The 1,961-nt window shown below is 65.5% G+C and carries 2 protein-coding genes; one reads left to right on the top strand and one right to left on the bottom strand.

Features of this window, described 5'->3' with window-relative positions; genetic code table 11:
- On the bottom strand, positions 1-942 hold a 942-nt coding region (locus VIR09_RS15385; RefSeq protein ID WP_332013653.1), incomplete at its 3' end, for an aspartate aminotransferase family protein.
- Between the two features lie 165 nt (positions 943-1,107).
- Between VIR09_RS15385 and VIR09_RS15390 the strand changes: the two genes are divergently transcribed.
- A complete protein-coding gene (locus tag VIR09_RS15390; protein ID WP_332013654.1) occupies positions 1,108-1,806 on the top strand; it encodes a GntR family transcriptional regulator in 699 nt (232 codons plus the stop codon).
- Positions 1,807-1,961: the final 155 nt, after the last annotated feature.

The following is a 1,961-nucleotide window of genomic DNA, read 5'->3' on the forward strand; positions in this document are numbered from 1 at the left end:
ATAGGTGCCGCCCAGGCCGCCCACGGCGGGCGCGTCCATCAGGTCCGCGCGCCCCACCAGCGCCGCTATCGGCAAGCCGCCGCCCATGGACTTGGCCAGGGTGTAGAGATCCGCCTCGATGCCGGCATGCTGGGTGGCAAACCACTCCCCGGTGCGGCAGAAGCCCGATTGGATCTCGTCGGCAATCAGCACGATGCCGTGTTGGGTGCAATAGGCGCGCAGCGCCTGCAGGAAAGCGGGAGGCGCATCATGGAAGCCGCCCTCGCCCTGCACCGGCTCGATGATCACCGCGGCGACCTGCTCCGGATTGATCTCGGTTTCCACCAGGCGGCGGAATTCATTGAAGGCCGCCTCGGAACATTCGGCTTCGGTAAGCCCGGAGCGGTAGCGCACCGGAAACGGCGCGCGGTAGACCTCGGAGGCGAAGGGGCCGAAGCCGCTCTTGTACGCGGGCGCCTTGGCGGTCAGCGACAGCGCCATGTAGGTGCGGCCGTGGAAGGCGTTTTCGAACGCCACCACTGCCTGCCGGCCGGTGGCGCGGCGCGCCACCTTGATGGCGTTTTCCACGGCTTCGGCGCCAGTGGTCTGCAGCATGGCTTTCTTCGGCCAGGATCCGGGCACCAGGTCGACCAGCGCTTCAGCCAGCTCGATGTATTCCGGATACATGACGATGTTGAAGCAGGTGTGCAGATAGCGCGCGGCCTGGGCCTGCACGGCGACCACCACTTCGGGATGCGCATGGCCGACGTTCAAGGTCCCGATGCCGCCGGCGAAATCGATGTAGGCATGGCCGTCCAGGTCGGTCAGCGTGGCGCCACGGGCGCTGGCCGCGAATACCGGGGGCCCGTTGGCCACGCCCAGGGCGACGGCGGCATTGCGCCGGGCCAGGTATGCCTGGCACTGCGGACCGGGAAGTTGAGGGGACTGCGCGGCGTCTTTCATTGCCCTGGGCTCCTTGGATGCGTGGGTACGGCGACGAAGTGCAGCCACTATATTCTTGTGCGTTTTATTGTGTCAATGCTGATTTACAACTACGCATTCTAAATTGTGCACAATCTTGAGTTCAAAAAAATGCTATGCTTTCCGCCATTCAACCCAGGTGCCTACATGCCCAATAAACGCGCGACTGCCTCAGCTGACGCCGCCGCCAAGGAAACACGCAAGACGGCGTCCACCTACGAAGTCATACTGGATATGCGGGAACGCATTGCGTCGCAGGCCTTGCTGCCCGGCACCCGCGTGCCCGAGGAAGATCTGGCCCAGGCCTACGACATCCCGCGCGCCAAGGCGCGCGAAGTGCTGGCGACGCTGGAAGACCGGGCGCTGGTGGAACGGGTGCCCAACAAGGGCGCCGTCGTGGCCCTGGTCGACATGGAAACGACCTATCGGCTTTATCAGGTGCGCGAGGCGCTGGACGGCTTGGCCGTCCGCCTGGCCATCGCCAATGCCACGCCCGCCGATTGGGAAGCGATGCAGGCCCTGCTGGGAGAGCCCTTCGAGCACAGCCTGAAGAGCGGCGACATCGAGGCCCACGTGGCCACGATCGAGCAATTCCGCAATCACATCAAGGAATTGGCGCGCAATCCCGTATTGAGCGACATGATCGAGCGCATCTACGACCGCACCCGCGTGTCGATGCGCCGCGTGGCCCTGTTGCCGGGCCGTTCAGAGATGGGAATCAAGCAGTACCGCGCCCTGCTGGACGCAATGGTCCGCGGCGACGCCGACGAGGCCGAGCGCTGCGTGCGCGAATTGAACGGCAGCGCCCGCGACTACATCGAGCGCTACAAGAACTACGTGATCTGAAGCGAAAGGCCGGCCCCTTGCGGGCCGGCCTGCGGCGGACCCGCGCCTCAGGGCGCGGCGGGCTCGTCGTAGTTGTTCAGCTTCACGCCGGACACGCCCTGGACGCCGGAAGACGTTGCCGGGGCTTTCTTTTCGGCGGCAGCAGCCGGCGCCGC

This window comes from Achromobacter sp., from assembly GCF_036567245.1.
GTDB lineage: Bacteria > Pseudomonadota > Gammaproteobacteria > Burkholderiales > Burkholderiaceae_B > Achromobacter.

Excerpts from the sequence above, each read along its gene's own strand:
- VIR09_RS15390 (WP_332013654.1), top strand. The coding sequence starts at position 1,108 with ATGCCCAATAAACGCGCGACTGCCTCAGCTGACGCCGCCGCCAAGGAA.